The sequence below is a fragment of the Corynebacterium jamesii genome (genome assembly GCF_046097395.1).
In the GTDB taxonomy this organism is placed as follows: Bacteria; Actinomycetota; Actinomycetes; order Mycobacteriales; family Mycobacteriaceae; genus Corynebacterium.
In genome coordinates, this window is the sequence record NZ_CP175789.1 from 1,424,160 (window position 1) to 1,440,817 (window position 16,658).

17 protein-coding genes are annotated in these 16,658 nt (G+C 62.4%); 8 read left to right on the forward strand and 9 right to left on the reverse strand.

The window, feature by feature from the left end:
- Positions 1-97: 97 nt before the first annotated feature.
- Positions 98-913: an enoyl-CoA hydratase gene (locus ACKFRT_RS06395; protein ID WP_408924733.1), complete on the reverse strand. Its 816-nt coding sequence runs from the start codon at positions 911-913 to the stop codon at positions 98-100.
- A gap of 67 nt (positions 914-980) precedes the next feature.
- Positions 981-1,838, reverse strand: a complete 858-nt coding sequence (locus tag ACKFRT_RS06400; protein ID WP_408924734.1) for an aldo/keto reductase — start codon at positions 1,836-1,838, stop codon at positions 981-983.
- A gap of 182 nt (positions 1,839-2,020) precedes the next feature.
- Here ACKFRT_RS06400 and ACKFRT_RS06405 point away from each other — a divergent pair, with 182 nt between their 5' ends.
- Positions 2,021-2,902: an ABC transporter ATP-binding protein gene (locus ACKFRT_RS06405; RefSeq protein ID WP_408924735.1), complete on the forward strand. Its 882-nt coding sequence runs from the start codon at positions 2,021-2,023 to the stop codon at positions 2,900-2,902.
- Positions 2,899-4,119 carry an ABC transporter permease gene (locus ACKFRT_RS06410; RefSeq protein WP_296214695.1) on the forward strand — a complete coding sequence of 407 codons (1,221 nt, stop codon included), beginning with the start codon at positions 2,899-2,901 and terminating at the stop codon, positions 4,117-4,119. The genes ACKFRT_RS06405 and ACKFRT_RS06410 overlap by 4 nt, the downstream gene beginning before the upstream one ends.
- Before the next feature lie 106 nt (positions 4,120-4,225).
- On the opposite strand, the gene ACKFRT_RS06415 is transcribed toward ACKFRT_RS06410, so the two are convergent.
- On the reverse strand, positions 4,226-4,585 hold the full coding sequence (locus ACKFRT_RS06415; RefSeq protein ID WP_296214693.1) for an FKBP-type peptidyl-prolyl cis-trans isomerase: 360 nt from the start codon (positions 4,583-4,585) through the stop codon (positions 4,226-4,228).
- 133 nt (positions 4,586-4,718) lie between these two features.
- Positions 4,719-5,996 carry a citrate synthase gene (locus tag ACKFRT_RS06420; RefSeq protein ID WP_296214691.1) on the reverse strand — a complete coding sequence of 426 codons (1,278 nt, stop codon included), beginning with the start codon at positions 5,994-5,996 and terminating at the stop codon, positions 4,719-4,721.
- Between the two features lie 406 nt (positions 5,997-6,402).
- Here ACKFRT_RS06420 and serC point away from each other — a divergent pair, with 406 nt between their 5' ends.
- The 3 genes from serC (at position 6,403) to ACKFRT_RS06435 (ending at position 9,859) form a co-directional block, all read left to right on the forward strand.
- Positions 6,403-7,560 carry a phosphoserine transaminase gene (gene serC, locus ACKFRT_RS06425; protein WP_296214690.1) on the forward strand — a complete coding sequence of 386 codons (1,158 nt, stop codon included), beginning with the start codon at positions 6,403-6,405 and terminating at the stop codon, positions 7,558-7,560.
- Between the two features lie 136 nt (positions 7,561-7,696).
- Complete coding sequence (gene sepH, locus ACKFRT_RS06430; RefSeq protein ID WP_408924736.1) at positions 7,697-8,923, forward strand: septation protein SepH; 1,227 nt, start codon at positions 7,697-7,699, stop codon at positions 8,921-8,923.
- 21 nt (positions 8,924-8,944) lie between these two features.
- The gene (locus ACKFRT_RS06435; protein WP_296214686.1) at positions 8,945-9,859 is read left to right on the forward strand and encodes a DUF6928 family protein; all 915 of its coding nucleotides are present in this window, start codon (positions 8,945-8,947) and stop codon (positions 9,857-9,859) included.
- 11 nt (positions 9,860-9,870) lie between these two features.
- On the opposite strand, the gene ACKFRT_RS06440 is transcribed toward ACKFRT_RS06435, so the two are convergent.
- The 3 genes from ACKFRT_RS06440 to ACKFRT_RS06450 all read right to left on the reverse strand — a co-directional run bounded on the left by ACKFRT_RS06440 (position 9,871) and on the right by ACKFRT_RS06450 (position 13,161).
- Complete coding sequence (locus ACKFRT_RS06440; RefSeq protein ID WP_408924737.1) at positions 9,871-10,734, reverse strand: TrmH family RNA methyltransferase; 864 nt, start codon at positions 10,732-10,734, stop codon at positions 9,871-9,873.
- Between the two features lie 4 nt (positions 10,735-10,738).
- Entirely contained in the window at positions 10,739-12,250 is a 1,512-nt protein-coding gene (locus ACKFRT_RS06445) for an NCS2 family permease (protein ID WP_408924738.1), read from the reverse strand.
- 167 nt (positions 12,251-12,417) lie between these two features.
- On the reverse strand, positions 12,418-13,161 hold the full coding sequence (locus tag ACKFRT_RS06450) for a DUF3027 domain-containing protein (RefSeq protein ID WP_408924739.1): 744 nt from the start codon (positions 13,159-13,161) through the stop codon (positions 12,418-12,420).
- A 39-nt stretch (positions 13,162-13,200) separates the two neighbouring features.
- Here ACKFRT_RS06450 and ACKFRT_RS06455 point away from each other — a divergent pair, with 39 nt between their 5' ends.
- Together ACKFRT_RS06455 and ACKFRT_RS06460 are read left to right on the forward strand one after the other, a co-directional pair.
- The gene (locus tag ACKFRT_RS06455; RefSeq protein ID WP_408924740.1) at positions 13,201-14,082 is read left to right on the forward strand and encodes a glutaminyl-peptide cyclotransferase; all 882 of its coding nucleotides are present in this window, start codon (positions 13,201-13,203) and stop codon (positions 14,080-14,082) included.
- A gap of 34 nt (positions 14,083-14,116) precedes the next feature.
- Positions 14,117-14,740, forward strand: coding sequence for a DUF2771 domain-containing protein (locus ACKFRT_RS06460; protein ID WP_408924741.1), 624 nt, complete (start codon positions 14,117-14,119; stop codon positions 14,738-14,740).
- 90 nt (positions 14,741-14,830) lie between these two features.
- Here ACKFRT_RS06460 and ACKFRT_RS06465 read toward each other — a convergent pair whose 3' ends face one another.
- Entirely contained in the window at positions 14,831-15,214 is a 384-nt protein-coding gene (locus ACKFRT_RS06465; protein ID WP_296214674.1) for a cold-shock protein, read from the reverse strand.
- Between the two features lie 433 nt (positions 15,215-15,647).
- Here ACKFRT_RS06465 and ACKFRT_RS06470 point away from each other — a divergent pair, with 433 nt between their 5' ends.
- Positions 15,648-16,274: a resuscitation-promoting factor Rpf1 domain-containing protein gene (locus ACKFRT_RS06470; RefSeq protein WP_296214672.1), complete on the forward strand. Its 627-nt coding sequence runs from the start codon at positions 15,648-15,650 to the stop codon at positions 16,272-16,274.
- Positions 16,275-16,442: 168 nt separating this feature from the next.
- Here the strand turns inward: ACKFRT_RS06470 and ACKFRT_RS06475 are convergent, their stop codons facing one another.
- Positions 16,443-16,631, reverse strand: a complete 189-nt coding sequence (locus ACKFRT_RS06475; protein WP_034969700.1) for a hypothetical protein — start codon at positions 16,629-16,631, stop codon at positions 16,443-16,445.
- Between the last annotated feature and the right edge of the window lie 27 nt (positions 16,632-16,658).

A 16,658-nucleotide genomic window follows, 5' to 3' on the forward strand; every position in this document is an offset into this window, starting at 1 on the left:
TGTGCCCATTGTTTCAGGGCGCGACTAGCGCCCCCTACTGTGCCCATTATTTCAGGGCGCTAGCGCCCCCTGCTGTGCCCGTTGTTTCAGGGCGCGACTAGCGCCCCCTGAAATGCGGAGCGCGTTTCTCTGCGCGCGCCCGGCGCGCCTCCTGCACATCATCGCTGGCCCAGACGTCCAGCATCATCTGCTGCAACTCCGGGTCTGCATGCATGTCGGGGCTGTTGAACACGCGCTTCGAATGCTCCATAGACAACGGAGCCTGCCTCGCCACCCGATGTGCGAGGGCGGTGGCGTTCGGGGTGGCGTCACTAATATCAACAGAAAAACCCGTCGCCCGCGCTTGTTCGGCGCCTACCCGGGCGCCTGCCAAGAACACGTTCCGGGCCAGCGCGCCGCCCATCAGCTCGCGGGCACGGGCGTGGGTCCACAGATCCAACGCGAACCCATGCGTGGCAACGGGCACCCAGCAGCTGCCTTCATCGGCGAAAAAGCGCAGATCACAGGCCAAAGCAATTTGGCAGCCTGCGCCGACCGCCGGACCGTGAATGTCAGCGATGACCGGCACCGGGGTTGTCTGGATGGCGGAGAGCATGTCCTCCATGGCGGACCAAAAATCATCGGCATACACGCCACCCGAGAGATCCGCTCCGGCGCAGAAAACGGGCCCCTCGCCACGGATCAGGATGGCGCGCACCCCGGCGGAGGTGTAGGCGCGGACGGCCTCGGCGACCGCGGTGGCGATGGCTGCGTTGAGGGCGTTGCGCTTCTCCGGTCGGTTAAGGGTGATCACGCCGACCTGCGGGGTAGCGTCCTCGAGCGCGGGAGAACCCGGGGTTGCGGAACCGTCGGCTTTGCTCGCTTTGCCTGCCCCGACGGTCTCTAGATGAGTGATGACGTGCCCTGCGCTCATGGCTAGCAATGTACCGCAGGGGCGGTGCCATACGCGGGCGTTTCGCGGGAATCCGCGCGGAGCTTCCCTAGCCCTCCAGGCCAGCGTGGAAGGCCAGCGGGTCGCCGCCGATGCGGCCATCCTCCACGTCCAGAGCCTCGATGGCGGAAACCTCGTCAGCGGAAAGCTCAAAGCCGAAGACGTCGAAGTTCTGGCGCACGCGCTCCACCTTGGAGGAACGCGGGATAACCACGTCGCCACGCTGGATGTGCCAGCGGATGATGGCCTGCGCCACGCTCACGCCGTGCTCGGCGGCGATCTTCGCGATGGTCGGGTCGGTCAGGTTCTGCCCCTGCCCCAACGGCGACCATGCCTCGGTGACGATCCCGCGGTCGCAGTTGTCCGCGCGCTGCTCGGCCTGGCTAAAGCCCGGGTGGATCTCGATCTGGTTCACGGCCGGGGTGTGGCCCGCCTGCTTCAAAGCGTCCAGCGCCTCGGGGTAGAAGTTGCACACGCCGATGCTGGTCGCGCCGCCGGACTGCTGGATCTCCGCCATAGAGTCGTAGGCCTGCACGAACTTGTCGGCCTGCGGGCACGGCCAGTGCAGCAGGTACAGATCCACGTAGTCCATCGCCAGCTTCTTCTGGGATTCCGCGAATGCATCCTTGCCCCGGGCTTGGTCAGCGTTCCACAGCTTGGTGGTGATGAACAGCTCCTCGCGCTGCACATCTCCGGCCTTCACCGCGTCGGCCACGGCGCGCCCCACGGCCTCCTCGTTGCCGTAGATCGCGGCGGTATCAATGTGGCGGTAGCCGGTCTCGATCGCGGCGCGCACCGAGGTGTACGTGTCCTCGTCACTCAACTGCCATACGCCCAGCCCCAGCTGCGGAATGGTCGTGCCGTCGTTCATGTCGATGGTCGGTACTGCATTGTTCTCTTCGCTCATGGCCTCCTTTGTACGCCACCGACTTCATTCTCGCGACGGCGCTGGTAGCGATATCGCAGCTCGCCCCTACTGTGAAGCTCTCCCCAGAAACCAAGGCCCCAGAAACCACTGCCTGCTCGAAGTTTTGGCGTATGACACAATAAACAAGATCCTTCTTTTCGTTATAAAACTCCAAGGAATGTATGGACGCTCTCTATATCAACAACCTCAATAAGAGTTACGGGGACCACCAAGTCCTCCACGACATGACGCTCCAGGTACAGCCTGGTGAGATGTACGGTTTCGTCGGCTCCAACGGTGCCGGCAAGTCCACCACCATGCGCATAGCGCTGGGGGTACTCGCGGCCGACAGCGGCGAGGTACGCCTGGGCGATAAGCCGATCGACGATGACCTGCGCCGCCGCATCGGCTACATGCCGGAAGAGCGCGGCCTGTATGCGAAGGAAAAGATCGGTGACCAGCTGCGCTTCTTCGCCCGCCTCCACGGCCTGAGCGACGAAGCGGCACGGAAAAACGCGGAAAGCCTATTGGAACAGCTCGGCCTAGCCGAGCGCTCGGACGACAAGCTGGAGGAGCTGTCACTGGGTAACCAGCAGCGCGTCCAGCTGGCGGCCTCGCTGATCCACGATCCGGAGTTGCTAATCCTGGACGAGCCTTTCTCCGGCCTGGATCCCGTGGCCGTGAACGTGATGAGCGACCTGCTTGTCGAGCGCTGCAACGCCGGCGTGCCGGTGCTGTTCAGCTCCCACCAGCTGGATCTAGTGCAGCGACTGTGCGACCGCGTGGGCATCATCGCCAAGGGACGTATGAAAGCCGAGGGCACCGTCGACGAGCTGCGTACCCGCGGCCCCCTCGTGTACGAAGTGCACACCTCGGCGCGCGACTGGTACCCGCAGGGCACCCGCCTGGTCGAGGACTTCGGTGAGGGCGTGCTGCTCGAGGCCGAATCCACGGATCTGGACCAGCAGATTCTGCAGTCCGCACTGGCTGTCGGCCCGGTCCACTCGTTCTCCCGCCGCATTCCGCACCTTGCAGAGCTCTTCCAGGAGGTCGTCGAATCATGAGTTATTCTTCCCCCAACACCATCGCCACCGTCGCCAAGCGCGAAATTCAGGTGGCCTCCCGCAGCAAGGCCATCATGCTCTCTTTGGGTATTGTCGCGGTTGTCATGCTCGTCGGTATCTTCGTCACCGCTTGGCTGACCGGCAAGGACGACGACAACGGCAAGGCTCAGCTCGGCCTTGTGGGCATTGAGAAGGAATTTATTGACGCCCCCTCGGCCTCCACCGCCAAGGATTCCGACGGTGCGGATGGCTCCAGCGGCGTGGAACCTCAGGTGCTGGACTCCCGCGACGACGCTTCCGCGGCGGTCAAGGACGAAGCCCTCGACGCGGCACTGGTGAAGACGGACTCTGGCTACGAGCTGCTCAGCAACGGCGACCCCGACCCTGCCATCCTCAACACCGCCACCGCGGCCATCAATGCCAATGCGCAGGCCGAGGCCCTGGATAAGGTCGGAGTGTCTCCCGAGGAATTCGCCAAGGCTACTCCCTCTGTGCAACTGGATACGGTGAATGTGAAGCAAGACGATGCGATGGAGGCCAACGGTCCGCAGATCGTCACCACCATGGTGGGCGTGATGCTGATGGCCTACTTCATCATCCTGTTTGCTGCGAACGTCGGTGGGCGCATCACGGAGGAAAAGTCCTCGCGTGTGGTGGAGATCATCTTGGCATCCGCCCGCCCGATGGACTTCCTCGCGGGCAAGATCATCGGTAGCACCATTTTCGGCCTTATCGGCACCGCAGTACTGCTGGGCATTGGTACCGTCGGCCTGATGGTCTCCGGACTGTTGGGAGACGCCGAATTCGACTACTCGGTCGTCGCCCTAATGCTGGTGGCCTTCTTCATCGGCATGTTGTTCTTCGGTAGTTTGTACGCCGGCGCGGGCTCGCTGGTTTCCCGTACCGAGGACCTGCAGTCCACCCAGGGGCCGATCCTGCTGTTCATTATGGGTATGACCTACGCCCCGCTCTTCGGCATTAGCAACATGGAATCCACCCTCATGCAGGTGCTGGGTTGGGTGCCGCCGTTTAGCCTGACGGTTGCCCCGATGAACCTAGCGGCGGGCACGATGAGCCTGCCGCAGGTGCTGCTGAGCTTCCTGATCGCCACCGTTGTCACGGTGCTAGTGATTGCGTTGGTGGCTCGCGTATACCGCAACTCGATCCTGCACAACGGCAAGAAGATGACTTGGCTCAAGGCCTTGAAGGGCGCCTAGTGCGCAGCCTTCCACAGCTCTAAATGCGCAAAGCACAAGGCGCCTGCCAAAAGCAGGCGCCTTTTCTTGTACTCTCGTCTTCTACTGCACTGCTAGTTCACTACTGCTAGTTCACGGCGATCAGGTCGATAATAAAGACCAGCGTGCGACCAGACAGGGGGTGGCCCATGCCGGCCGGGCCATAAGCCTTCTCCGGGGGAATGGTCAGCTTGCGGCGACCGCCGGCGCGCATGCCCGGGATACCCTCCTGCCAGCCCTCGATCAGGCCGGACAGGGGGAATTCGATGGACTCGCCGCGATCCCAGGAAGAGTCGAACTCCTCGCCGGTCGCGAAGTCTACGCCCACGTAGTGCACCTCAACCATGCCGCCCGGCACGGCCTCTGCACCCTCGCCGACCACCAAATCCTCAATCACCAGGTCCTGCGGTGCGGGGCCATCCGAGAGGTCGATCTGCGGTTTACTCATGGGGGAAGTCTCCTTTGAAAACTGATAGCTTCTCGAAGCTCCACCCTAGCAAAACGCGACACACCCCCTCGGGGGATACGCTTCGCGTAACTAGCCCGAGGGGGTGGCGTCGCTAAGAAAAGAACAGAAGTTCTTAGAGCTTGCGCTCGCCCTCGCCGGTGTAGATCTGGCGCGGACGGTTGATCTTCGCGGTCGGATCGTTGACCTGCTCCAGGTAGTGAGCGATCCAGCCCGGCAGGCGACCCATGGCGAACAGGACGGTGAAGAAGTCCGTCGGGAAGCCCATGGCGCGGTAGATCAGGCCAGTGTAGAAGTCCACGTTCGGGTAGAGCTTGCGGTCGATGAAGTAATCGTCGGCCAGTGCGATCTCTTCCAGCTTCATAGCCAGATCCAGCAGGTGGTCGCCACCCAGGTGCTCCAGGATCTCGTGTGCGGACTCCTTGACGATGGCCGCACGCGGGTCGTAGTTCTTGTACACGCGGTGGCCGAAGCCCATCAGCTTTACGCCCGGCTCCTTGTTCTTCACGCGGTTCATGAAGTCGGTAGCGTCGCCACCGTTAGCGTGGATCTCCTCCAGCATCTCCAGAACGGCCTGGTTAGCGCCACCGTGTAGCGGACCGGACAGGGCGTTGATGCCTGCTGCGATAGAGACGAACATATTGGCCTGGGAGGAACCGACCATGCGGACGGTGGAGGTGGAGCAATTCTGCTCGTGGTCAGCGTGCAGGATCAGCAGCTTGTCCAGAGCCTTGGTGACCACCGGGTCGTCCTCGAACGGCTCGGTCGGGTAACCGAACATCTGGCGCAGGAAGTTCTGGCGCGCGTTCATGGAGTTATCCGGGTACATGTACGGCTTACCCTTGGACGCGCGGTAAGCGTAAGCAGCCAGCATCGGCACCTTCGCCATCAGGCGGTAGGTGTTCAGCTTCTGGTGATCCGGATCCAGCGGGTTCAGGGTGTCCTGGTAGTAGGTGGACAGGATGTTCAGGGAGGAAGCCAGAACGCTCATCGGGTGAGCATCGCGCGGGAACACACGGAACTGAGCCTTGAAGTCCTCATCCAGCAGGGTGTGCTTGCGGATGTTGCTGTTGAACTCCTCCGCCTGCTCCTTGTTCGGCAGCTCGCCGTTGATCAGCAGATAGGAAACCTCGTTGAAGGTTGCGTTGTTGGCCAAGTCGGCAATGTCGTAACCGCGGTAGCGCAGGATGCCATTCGCACCGTCGATGTAGGTGATGGCGGACTTGGTGGAACCGGTGTTCACGTAGCCGGGATCCAGGGTGGTCAAGCCGGTCTCTGCCAGCATCTTGCCCAGCGCTACACCGTCGTTACCTTCGGTGGCGCGGACAATGTCCATTTCGTACTCTCCACCTGGGTAGTGGAGAACGGCCTTGTCCTGATTATCGGTAGCCATTGACATCCCTTTCTGAAATGTTCACGTGCCTGCCCGCAGCGAATGTTGAAGCAATTACTTTTGGTAGAAGCTTGCGCCGGCACCGTTGGAGCGGAACACAGATTCACGGTTTCACTTGTAAATTGTAGCCGCTTTAGGGCTTCCCCGTATGGCGTTACTCGCATAGCAAAGCATGCGGGGGGATACGGCACACTGTAGTACCTGTGTGACGCGCATGACAGACCACCTGGCGTAAGCGGGGGTAAATACCGGCGCCGCAACTGACGATTCTTATATTTTTGGCACCTTTTGGCCCTAGCGCAGGCTCAACGGTCTACCCTATTAAGTCAAGCACCGTTTGAGGCGCACTGAGCGGCAGCTACTCGAACAAAACCACAAACAGCTAAAGCAAAGTACTGAGGGAAAGATGAACGCACCTGCCAACGACCAGAACACTCTGCCCACCATTCCTGCGGAGTTCATCCCCGCCGATGGCCGTTTCGGCTGTGGCCCATCCAAGGTTCGCCCCGCGCAGCTGCAGGCGATCCAGGACAACGCCGCAATCCTGGGCACCTCTCACCGCCAAGCTGGCGTGAAGGATGTCGTCGGCTCCGTGCGCGAAGGCCTGTCCCAGTTGTTCAACCTTCCGGAGGGCTACGAAATCGTCCTATCTCTGGGTGGCGCCACCGCCTTCTGGGATGCTGCTTCCTTCGGCCTGATCCGCAACAAGTCCGCGCACCTGACTTACGGTGAGTTTTCCTCGAAGTTCGCCAGCGTCTCCAAGAAGGCTCCGTGGCTGGACGAGCCGCAGATCGTCGCTGGCGACCCGGGCACCGCTCCGGCTCCGAGCCAGCTGGATGGCACCGATGCCGACCTAATCGGCTGGGCGCACAACGAGACTTCCACAGGTGCAATGGTCCCGGTAACCCGCCCGCAGGCAGCTTCCGACGACACCCTGGTGGCCATCGACGCGACCTCCGGCGCCGGCGGCCTGCCCGTCGACATGAATGAGGCCGATGTCTACTACTTCAGCCCGCAGAAGTGCTTCGCCTCCGACGGCGGCCTGTGGCTGGCAGCCTTCTCTCCCGCCGCCTTGGAGCGCGTGGAGGAGATCGCCGCTTCCGACCGCTACATCCCGGCTTTCCTGGATCTGAAGACCGCTGTGGATAACTCCCGCAAGAACCAGACCTACAACACCCCGGCCGTGGCTACCCTGCTGATGCTGGACGACCAGGTGAAGTGGATGAACGCCAACGGTGGCCTGGACGGTATGGTTGCCCGCACCACCGAGTCTTCCCAGACTCTGTACAACTGGGCCGAGTCCCGTGCGGAGGCCACCCCGTTCGTCCAGGATGCGGACTCCCGCTCCCTGGTAGTTGGCACGATCGACTTCGACGAGAACATCGATGCCGCCAAGATCGCCAAGATCCTGCGCTCCAACGGCATTTTGGATACCGAGCCCTACCGCAAGCTGGGCCGTAACCAGCTGCGTATCGGCATGTTCCCGGCGATCGACCCGGAGGACATCAAGAAGCTGACCGGCGCCATCGACTTCATCCTCGACGGCGGCCACGCCGCCAAGTAATTCGCTATCCGGCTACTGTTTCGCCATCATCTAGCGACTGAATCCGCTCACCCTCCAACCGTGCTTTTAGCTAAGGTTGGAGGGTGATGCTAATAACACCGCCGTCATTTGCCGCACCATCCGTCAGGAGGCCACGTTGCAAGAGCTGAAATTTGTCGTCGCCGATAGCGATGCCTCGTCGCTCGTGCTACGCGCCGTAGACCCCGCCGTCGGCGGCCCGATCGCAGAGTACTTTCTGCCCGTCACCGACGAGTTGCGGTCTTTTCTTCAGGACGTCCCCCCGGCCAGCTCCGATAACCTCGCAACGGCCAGCGCGTCTACCCCGGCTGGCACGGACAGCGCGACGGTAGGCACCGAGGAAACAACAGACGCAGCGCACACTGCAAACACTGCGAACACTGTAAATACGGCAAACCCTGCAAACGCAGAGCCCTCGGCGGCCGACCACGCGGAGGCCGGCACCGGCACCGCCCCAAACGCTGCGGATGATAAAGACGAGGATAAGGAAAAGGCGGCGGAGCCAGAGGTAGCGCCACTCTTCCAGAACCAGCAGGGGCAGCCGCAGGAGCGCGCATACGACCGCCCCAACGCGCGTCCACACCGCACGAAGATTTCCATGTCTCCGCGTGTGATTCAGGACCGCATCCGCCACGGCGCAACCGTCGCCGAGCTGGCGGACGAGGCCGATACGGACGAATCTCGCATCGAGCCCTACGCCTGGCCGATTCTGCAGGAACGCTCGCGCATCGCCGAGCTAGCGCACGCGGCACACCCGGTCAACGCAGACGGTGTGTCGAACCAGCCCCTGTGGGAGGTTCTGGCCACCGCTTTGGCGGCGCGCGGAGAGACTCTTTCAGACGCTGAATGGGATGCCTACCAAAACGCTACTAAACAGTGGATCGTTACCGTGACCTGGGAAAAGGACTCGGCAGGCCGCACTGCCACGCACACGGCAGAGTTCATCGTGGAACTGCGTGGCTCGGATAAGGCGCTGGCGCACCCGCACAACAGCATCGCGGGCGACCTGGTGAACCCACGCTACGGGCAGCCGGTGCGCAGCGTTTCCCCGGTGACTCCCCTGCTGCACCCGACCCAGGGACCGGACGCACCGGACTGGCAGGACGAGGATGCGGAACTGGAGGGTGCAGACAACCATGTCGGCGAGAACGCGGCTCCCTCACCGCAGGACACTCCCCCCGCTGCGAACGATTCCGCTGCGACGCGCGGCGAACGCGGCGATAATGAATTCCTAATGCACCCCGACGCAAAGCCTGCGAAGCCGAAGCGCAAGCGCAAGGCCGTCACTCCGCACTGGGAGGACGTCCTGCTCGGTGTGCGTACCAACCCCAAGAAGAAGAACTAGGCGATAGAAGGAGCCACTGCTGTGACCCTGGTGACCCTCTGGTTTGTGAATGCGGCCAACCCCAGCACCGTGGTGCACCAGGAGCATAAGGTAGACCGAGGTTTTGCCCGCAAGTACCTGGCTCAGCTCAACCCCGCCTGGCCACTGACGCACATCGGCGATTTCGACATGACTCGCAGTGCCACGCCCGGCACCGACGAGTTCTATATCGGCGGCTACCCCGGCCTCTCTGTGGTGCAGACGGTGATTCCCGGTCTGCGGAAGCTATCGGAACTGCCGGAACGCTACCGCACACTGGTCAGCGCGGCCGACGTGTACGCTTCCTGCGTGGTGGCGGATCCGGAGACCGCAGCCTCGACTAAGCCGGGTGATGGCGGAGACCCCGCATCCAAGGAAGTAGACGAGACCTTCGGCGGTTTCGCGCACTGGGCGGGCGGCAAGCTCAAGCGCTCCTTCAGCGCGACCCGCGAGACGGTGTTCGAGGACGTGGGCCTGCCCGGCGAGTTCGAGGCCGAGTTCTGGGCCGGCACCACCGAGGCGCACGGCATCCAGCTACCCTTCATCCCCGCCGAGCTGGCCACTGCGGCCATCGAAGCCTGGTTGGGCTTTTCCGTCTCTGGATCCGGCCCCGCGCTCCCCATCGCTGCTTTTGCCGTCGATGGCCGCCCGGAGGCGAAGTCCTCTGAGTACGACGGGCTCACGCACGGGCGCCCTCAGCCGGAGGATAAGGTTTCCGTCTACGCCGACGAGCAGGGCTACGACGATTACGCTGCCCCCTCGGGCGACAGCGAACCCAGTGGCGCTGAGGTGGCCAAGAATGTGCTGAACTCCCTGGGGCATGGGGCACGCAAGGGTTTCTCCGCTGGCCTGAAGGGGCTGCGCGGGGCTTCGAAGAAGATCGGTGAGGAAGTGCGCCGGCGCAGCCGCGGCGAGTAACTCCCCTGAACCTAGCGCACGGCTTCGTAGAAGGCGATGGCGGCCGCGGTCGCCACGTTCAGCGAGTCCGTCCCCCGGGCCATCGGAATCGTGGCACGCACGTCTGCCGCGCGCATAGCGTGCTCAGTCAGCCCAGGACCTTCCGCACCGACCATTACCGCCACTTTCTGGCCCCGAATGCGGGCGGCCTCCGTGGCCTCGCGCAGAGTCGTGTTCCCTGTCGGCGTGAGCGCCACCACCGCATAGCCACGGCGGCGTAGCATCTCCAAGCCTCGCTGCCACGTGGTTGTCGTGCCGGGGAACTTCGCCCACGGCAGGCGCAGCACGTGGCCCATGGAAACACGCACACTGCGGCGGTACAGGGGGTCGGCGGTCGCCGCACCGAACAGCACGGCATCCACACCCAGGCCAGCGGCGTTGCGGAAGATCGAGCCGATATTCTCGTGATCCCCCACCCCCTCCAAGACTGCGACCACGCCACTGGTATCCGGAGCCGCCTCCAGCTCGTCCAGCAATGCCTCAACTGAACTTAGCGCGGTCTCTGGTAGGCGATCCGCCGAGGCGACCAGGCCCCGATGCATATCAAAACCGGCAACTTCCTTTAGCACGTCGCGGGAGACTTCGAACACGGAAAATGGGGCGTCCACACCCGAAAAAGAACGAGCCAAGCGCTCCTCGATCGCCCGCAGCTTACCCGGGAACCCCACGACCGCGCGGGTTGGGTAAGGGCTGGCCAGCAGACGCGGGACAACCAAGGTGCCCTCGGCGATGATGAGCTGCTCACCGGATTTCTTGTCGGACGCGTTGAGGTTCCGAAAGTCGTCGAGGCGGGGGTCGCGCGGGTCATCAATCCGGATGGGCGAGAAGCCAGGCATGCAACTAGCCTCGCAGCAGATCCATCACGGGATCGGCGGCGAAGTACACCACGAACATCAGCGCCACCAGGTACAGCAGCGGGTGAACCTTCTTTGCGCGACCGCCGACCACAGCCATGGCGACGTAGGTGATGAAGCCCACGCCGATGCCGTTGGCGATGGAGTAGGTAAACGGCATAACCACGATGGTCAGGAAAGCCGGCAGAGCGATGTCGAAGCGGGCGAAGTCGATGTCCTTGATCTGCGCCATCATCATCGCGCCCACGATCACCAGAACCGGGGCGGCGGCCTCGATCGGCACGACTTCGTACAGTGGGGTGAAGAACATCGCCAGGATAAACAGCAGACCCGTAACCACGTTGGCCAGACCGGTGCGGGCGCCATCGCCGATACCAGCGGCAGAATCGACGAACACGGTGTTAGAGGAGCCAGAGACGGCGCCACCGACGACCGCTCCGCCGCCCTCAACGATCAGGGCGGTGCGCAGGTTCGGCAGGCGATCTTCCTCGTCGACCAGCTTGGCCTGCTTACCCAGGGCGGTCATGGTGCCCATTGCGTCGAAGAAATTAGCCAGCACCAGGGTGAAGATCAGCATGCAGGCGGCCAGCACGCCCACGCGGGTAAACGCACCGAACAGATCCACGGCGCCGACCAGGGACAGATCCGGCATGCCGCCGAGCGAATCCGGCCCCTGCGGCACCGCCAGGTTCCAGCCTGTCGGATTCGGCTCGCCATCTACGAAGGACGGGCCGCTGTGGGTGATGGCCTCCACAATCATGGCGATGATGGTGTTGGCGACAATGCCGATGAACAGGCCACCACGAACCTTGCGGACCACCAGCGTGCCGCAGATCAGCAAGCCCAGGATGAACACGAACGTGGGCCAGGAGGCGATGGAGCCGTTGATGCCCAAGCCGACCGGGACGGTGGTTCCTGCGGCATCCGGCACGCGGCGGACAAAACCGGAATCCACCAGGCCAATCATCGCGATGAATAGGCCAATGCCCACACCGATCGAGGCCTTTAGGGAAGCAGGGATGGAGTTAAACACAGCCTCCCGGAAGCCGCTAATGGCTAGCACGACGATGACAATACCGTCAATGACCACCAGACCCATGGCCTCCGGCCAGGTCAGCCCCTCCGTGCCTACAAAGGTGACCGCCACCAGGGTGTTAATGCCCAGTCCGGCAGCGATGCCGAAAGGATAGCGGGCGATCAAGCCAAAGGCGATGGTCATAACACCCGCTGCCAGAGCGGTGACGGCAGCGACGCGGGCGGTACCCAGCTCGTCGCCATTAATGTCTGCGCTAGTGCCCAGGATCAGTGGGTTCAGGATGATGATGTAAGCCATCGCAAAGAACGTGACCACACCACCGCGGATCTCGGTGCCCACGGTCGAGTGCCGCTCCGAGATGTGGAAGTAGCGGTCTAGAAAGCCGCGATCTTGTGTTGTTGAATCGTGTGCCTTGTCGGCCCTGCCGGCCTTGTTGGCCTTTGCGGCCCGTGCATCTGCCATACGGGATTCTCCCCTACTTGTTCGGACTATTCGCGGGCACTACCCCTTAAGCAGAACCGTAGGCAGTCACCACAATATGAAACGACAAGTAATAAGTAACCACTCCGTAGGGCGTTTATGCAACTCTTAGGCGGTTTCGCCGCCGCAGGGCCGCAGGGCCGCACACGTTACTCGAAGCGCGAGAACCCTTCGTCGACGTACACGCCGTAGTTATTGGTGCCTTCGCCCAGCTCCTCACCGATGGATTCCTCCACCGTGGCAGAGTGCGCCCCACAGCCGTAGTCGCGCTGCACCACGCGCCCATCGGCGGAGTACTCGTTCGCGCACACACCGATTCCGTTCTCCACGTCGTCGATCGGCAAATAGAACGCACAAGTCTCGCACTGTAGATCCGCCTTCTTGGCAAACTCGGAGCGCGGCCCGAAGTCGCCCTCGCGCCACCGCTTCCGAGCTTGGCGCAACCCGGCGTGCGACAGGGTGTTGCCAGCCTGCGGGTTACGCAAGAACCCATCACCGTCCTGCAACCGCGCCCAGGCCGTCAGCCGCTCGTCGTCGCGGCGCGGCGGCAGGGTATCACCGGGCCCCAGATCACCCGGCTGCACGCGGTCTTCGTAGGGCACCCATTCCGGCGCCAACGAAGCATGCTCGCCCGCCTGCAGACTGACCTCGTTGATCGTAAGAACCCCACTGCCCGGCACCGTGACCAGCACCACGACCCACTCCCAGCCACGGTAGCCGGGCACGCGGCTGGCGTAGCGGTAAATCCCCAGCCCTTCGCCGTCCGTCGCAATGCCGAGGGCCTCCCCCACCTCGTCGCCGCCGACTTCCTCTACTGCGGCGCGGGCGGTATCCTTCGCCTCCGCCGAAAAAAGTATCGGGTCTGCCTTCGTCTTCTTACTCACCTGAACCATTATGCCTGCCACCTACTCGCCGTGGTGCATGATGGTTGCATGTTCTCTTATCGACGCCCCCCTCACGCATCCATCCCCCAACCTCACCAGGGGCGCATTAGTTCCCAGGTGCTGGCAGCTGTCGGAGCTGCGGCGCTGGCGTGTGCGCTTACTGCGTGCGGTGCGGACGACGAGGCGGCGTCAATTAAACCCGGAACCACAGCCAAGGAGTACGGCGATGCGCCGATGCTCGAGGCCACGGTGGACGAGGTACACCCGTGGGACCAGGCCGCGTTTACCCAAGGTCTAGAGACGGCCGACGACGGGCGCCTGCTGGTCGGCACGGGGCTGTACGGCGAATCGCAGATCTATTACACGGACCTGGATGGCGAGAAGACGGACGAACAGAGCCTAAGCAAGGATCTGTTCGGCGAGGGCGTAGCCATCCACGGCGATACTGCCTGGCAGCTGACGTGGAAGGAGCACACCGCGATTAAGCGCGATGCCCGCACGCTGGAAGAGGTAGGCCGCGCCGACTACGAGACCGAGGGGTGGGGCCTGTGCTCGCAACAGGATCGGCTGGTCATGAGCGATGGCTCGGGAACGCTGACCTTCCGCGACCCCGAGAGCTTTGAAAAGACCGGCTCGGTTGAGGTGGAAAGCGCAGATCAGCTCAACGAGCTGGAATGTACCGCCGACGGCAAGGTCTGGGCGAATGTGTGGCAGACCGATACGATCCTGGAAATCGATCCCGAGGACGGGGAAGTTACGCACGTGGTGGATACGGCCGGACTGTTCCCTGCGGCACAGCGCGACGGCGCGGACGTGCTGAACGGGATTGCCGTGGTTCCAGGTACGTCCCCGGAGAATCGGCGCTTCTATCTGACGGGCAAGCTGTGGGACGAAATGTACGAGGTGCGCTTCCAGGAGCCACAGGGTTAGGGCTTGTCCGGGCAGTGAATTAGGATCGGGAGGCGTGAGCGAGCAAGAGAAAACCAGTCCGCAAGCCTCCGGCGAGCAGGCTTCCGCCAAACCCGCGTCCGCAGACCAGGCGCCAAAGCTATCCAAGAAGCAGCAGCGCAAGCGCGCCCAGCGCAAGCAGCTGCTGACGATGGGCTCCATCGTGGCTCTCGTCGTGGTGGTTATCGGTGGCGTGCTGTTGTACAACCGCTGGCAGGACGGCAAGATCGAAACGCTTCCGCAGGATCAGCGTATTACGGCCGTTGTAGACGGTGAGGAGCACGAAATCGCCCCTTACTCCGTGTGCGAGCTGGACGATCCGGACTGCCACCCATCCGAGCCGTCCAAGCTCGAGGTAGGCGGCGCGAAGCAGGTCACCCTTAAGCTGCCGGAGGATGTTTACGACCACGACTGGTCGCTACTGCAGATCTTCGATGAGCCGGGTGCGAACCAGGATAACTACTACAAGGCTCACGAGCGCCAAGAAGTTACGCTGGATCTGGAGGCATCGGTGAAGACCAAGGAGGGCAAGACGCCGACGTTGAAGGTGCTGGAGCTGCACTCCATGTTGGTCGGTTTGGATGAAAACGACGAGCAAACCCCCTACGCAACCATCTGGTCGATCGAGGTCGCCCAGTAACTCCCAGTTTTAAGGGAGGTTGCGAGGGGGTTCGTGTTCTTGCGGTGCAAGAGCTTCTTGCGGTTGCAAGAGCTTTGTGGTCGGCAGCTGCTAGGCGTCGAGTTCCCGCGCAATGGTGCGCAGGATCTCCGCCACCTGGCGGCCTTCCTTACGATCCGGGCGACGGCCGGATTGCAGAACGGGCAGCACGCTGCTGTCCAGCAGCGTGATCGTATCCTGCACCATCTGCTGAAGCTGCTCGGCATCGTACTTGTGCTGTGCGCGGCGGGGGCCGTTATCCAGCACCGTCATGGTGTGCACCTGCGGACCGCGGCGGCCAGCGATGAACTCGTACTCGATGCGCTGGCCCTTGACCAGTTCGGTGACGCCGTCGGGCAGCACCTGGGAACCGACGTAGACGTCCTCATCCCCAGGGTTGCTGACGAAGCCGTAGCCGCGCTCTGCGTCGTACCACTTCACTTTTCCGGTTGGCATGGGATCACCCTATTCCTTTAAATACTTAACGGGGAGTGCTCAAAAGGGTCGTGCAAGCGCACTCCGTCAATAGAATGACCTAGATTAGCGAGAATGCCAAGGTAGGGCAAATCCCCTCCGCTAATCCCACTAGCCACAGGCGTCACACACTATTGTGATCTTCACCACATAACAGATTGATAACAAAATGAAGTCATTCCGGTAAACTCCAGGTCACTCAACGTTTCAAGACCCATCCTTAACGTTACATAAAATGCACATTGTGCCGAAAACGTGACACAAACGTGACAAACCAGTACGGTTACCCATGACCTTGAGGCGAACGAGCGTACCGCTCGCCGTCACAGAAGCACGAAGTTGACTGACTTCAAGAGATAACGAAACAAAAGGCGTCATGCAGAAGACAGGGCGCCCGAAGGGAAACTCAGCGAATATGGCACGTCACGCAAAGACCAGCTCTTTCACCACCGCAGCCCGCCTGTCCGTCGCAGGCGTTGCAGTCGCAGCAACCTCTGCACTGCTGGCTCCGACCGCTTCCGCTGCTCCGGACTCTGACTGGGATCGCCTGGCTCAGTGCGAGGCTGGCGGCAACTGGTCCATCAACACGGGCAACGGCTTCCACGGTGGCCTGCAGTTCAGCCCGTCCACCTGGGCTGGCTACGGCGGCAAGCAGTACGCACCGTACGCATACCAGGCAACCCGCGAGCAGCAGATCGCCGTTGCAGAGCGCGTTCTGGCTGGCCAGGGCTGGGGCGCATGGCCGGCTTGTTCCGCCAAGCTGGGTCTGAACTCCAAGCCAACCCCGCGCAACGCTGCCGCTAAGCCGAAGGCTAAGCCGGTCGCCCCGGCTCCGGTTGTGCAGAAGGCCGTTCGCGACCTGTCCCGCAACTCCAACGCTCTGGCTGTAGATAAGTTCTACGACGCACTGGTTAAGCGCGTAGAGGAGCTGGGCTTCTCCATGCCGAAGGAAGTCACCGACTACTACAACGCCAACAAGCGTTCCCTGAACCACACCTACAAGAAGTACTCCGCTCAGCTGCAGTTCATCCTGCCTCACTAAGAGCAAGTCGCTTCACCGAGCTGGCGCGCTATCGCGTGCTGGCTCGGTTTTTTCGTGTGCGCTGCCCCGCCGCCCCGCTCCCCAACATTGTCCACGCGCGCCCACCCGTGCACAGCAAAAGGTGGCGCGCCACCCCACCCAGGGGAGGCACGCCACCTTTTAGGTCAGTTACTTGTTAATAACGGTGAACGAGTGCACGTACGGAAGCTCGGAAGCATCGACGGGGAACTCGATGTCGCCGTAGGGGCTTAGAGCGCCCGCGGTGTCAGCCACCAGCTCGGTAACAGCGTGGTGACCCTCTGGAATATCGGTCGGCCAGCCTGCGTCGACATAGCCCTTCTTCTCAACGTTAGCCATAGTTGTATCTTTGCACACCACGGGGCA

Coding starts and splice junctions, on each gene's coding strand:
- ACKFRT_RS06410 (WP_296214695.1), top strand. CDS start 2,899: ATGAGTTATTCTTCCCCCAACACCATCGCCACCGTCGCCAAGCGCGAA.
- ACKFRT_RS06475 (WP_034969700.1), bottom strand. CDS start 16,631: ATGGCTAACGTTGAGAAGAAGGGCTATGTCGACGCAGGCTGGCCGACC.
- ACKFRT_RS06470 (WP_296214672.1), top strand. CDS start 15,648: ATGGCACGTCACGCAAAGACCAGCTCTTTCACCACCGCAGCCCGCCTG.
- serC (WP_296214690.1), top strand. CDS start 6,403: ATGAACGCACCTGCCAACGACCAGAACACTCTGCCCACCATTCCTGCG.
- ACKFRT_RS06465 (WP_296214674.1), bottom strand. CDS start 15,214: ATGCCAACCGGAAAAGTGAAGTGGTACGACGCAGAGCGCGGCTACGGC.
- ACKFRT_RS06455 (WP_408924740.1), top strand. CDS start 13,201: ATGTTCTCTTATCGACGCCCCCCTCACGCATCCATCCCCCAACCTCAC.
- ACKFRT_RS06400 (WP_408924734.1), bottom strand. CDS start 1,838: ATGAGCGAAGAGAACAATGCAGTACCGACCATCGACATGAACGACGGC.
- ACKFRT_RS06445 (WP_408924738.1), bottom strand. CDS start 12,250: ATGGCAGATGCACGGGCCGCAAAGGCCAACAAGGCCGGCAGGGCCGAC.
- ACKFRT_RS06450 (WP_408924739.1), bottom strand. CDS start 13,161: ATGGTTCAGGTGAGTAAGAAGACGAAGGCAGACCCGATACTTTTTTCG.
- ACKFRT_RS06420 (WP_296214691.1), bottom strand. CDS start 5,996: ATGGCTACCGATAATCAGGACAAGGCCGTTCTCCACTACCCAGGTGGA.
- ACKFRT_RS06405 (WP_408924735.1), top strand. CDS start 2,021: ATGGACGCTCTCTATATCAACAACCTCAATAAGAGTTACGGGGACCAC.
- ACKFRT_RS06440 (WP_408924737.1), bottom strand. CDS start 10,734: ATGCCTGGCTTCTCGCCCATCCGGATTGATGACCCGCGCGACCCCCGC.
- ACKFRT_RS06395 (WP_408924733.1), bottom strand. CDS start 913: ATGAGCGCAGGGCACGTCATCACTCATCTAGAGACCGTCGGGGCAGGC.
- ACKFRT_RS06415 (WP_296214693.1), bottom strand. CDS start 4,585: ATGAGTAAACCGCAGATCGACCTCTCGGATGGCCCCGCACCGCAGGAC.